The organism is Cesiribacter andamanensis AMV16 (assembly GCF_000348925.1).
GTDB lineage: Bacteria > Bacteroidota > Bacteroidia > Cytophagales > Cyclobacteriaceae > Cesiribacter > Cesiribacter andamanensis.
This window is the reverse complement of sequence record NZ_AODQ01000234.1, coordinates 1-1,205: the sequence shown is the minus strand read 5'-3', so window position 1 is coordinate 1,205 and position 1,205 is coordinate 1. Positions and strand designations below refer to the sequence as shown.

The 1,205-nt window shown below is 53.8% G+C and carries 1 protein-coding gene; it reads left to right on the top strand.

All coding sequences use genetic code 11. From position 1 onward, the window contains the following. On the top strand, positions 1-1,171 hold a 1,171-nt coding region (gene metG, locus ADICEAN_RS20705; protein WP_040398705.1), incomplete at its 5' end, for a methionine--tRNA ligase subunit beta. Between the last annotated feature and the right edge of the window lie 34 nt (positions 1,172-1,205).

Genomic DNA, 1,205 nt, shown 5'->3' with positions numbered 1-1,205 from the left:
GGGGTATGTGCTGCCCGATAATGTGCCTGCCAATGAGTTCCTCAATCTGGAGGGCAACAAGATCTCCACCTCCCGCAACTGGGCTGTTTGGCTGCATGAGTACCTGCAGGCATTTCCCGGCCAGCAGGATGTGCTGCGCTATGCCCTTACCGCCAATGCGCCGGAGACCAAGGACAATGACTTTACCTGGAAGGATTTTCAGGCCAAGAATAACAATGAACTGGTGGCTATCCTGGGCAATTTCATCAATAGGGCCGTGGTGCTTACCCATAAGTATTATGAGGGGAAACTGCCCGAGCGGGGGGAGCTCTACGACGCCGAAAAAGAGGTGATCGATCAGCTGGGCAAACTACCCCAGAAGGTTGCTGATGCCCTGGAGAACTTTAAATTCCGGGAGGGTCTGGCCGCCATGATGGAACTGGCCCGGGTGGGCAATAAGTACCTGGCCGATACCGAGCCCTGGAAGTTGATCAAGGAAAATCCGGAGCGGGTAAAAACCATTCTGAACCTGAGCCTGCAGCTGGCGGCCACCCTTACTATTGTGGCCGAGCCCTTCCTGCCCCATACAGCGGCCAAACTGCGGGAAATACTGCAGCTACCCCAGTTGGGCTGGAAAGCAGCCGGCAATCCGGACTTATTGGCTACCGGCACTCAGCTGCAGCCGGCCGCATTATTATTCCAAAAAATAGAAGATACTACTGTGGACGAACAAATACAGAAACTTCAGAATACAAAAGCCGCTAACGAAGCGGAAACAACTACAAATCCAGGATCTGCGGCAAGACCTGCTTCGGCTTCTGTCGCAGCGCCGGTAGCCGAACCGGCAGCCCTGGCAGCAGCCAAAGACGAGATCCTGTACGATGATTTTGCTAAGCTAGATCTTAGGGTAGGCACCGTGCGTACGGCAGAAAAAATGCCTAAATCCAAAAAGCTGCTGAAGTTACAGATTGATACCGGACTGGATACCCGTACCATCCTGAGCGGCATAGCCCAGCATTTTGAGCCTGAGCAGCTGGTAGGGCAGCAGGTAATGGTGCTGGTAAACCTGGCCCCCCGCCCCATAATGGGTGAGGTTTCGCAGGGCATGGTGCTGCTGGCGGAGGATACCGACGGCAGGCTGGTGCTGATGAAACCGGAAGCTAAGGTGACGAGTGGCGCTTCTATCAGCTAAGGAAAAAGCTATAGGAAAAATAAACATGAATCAT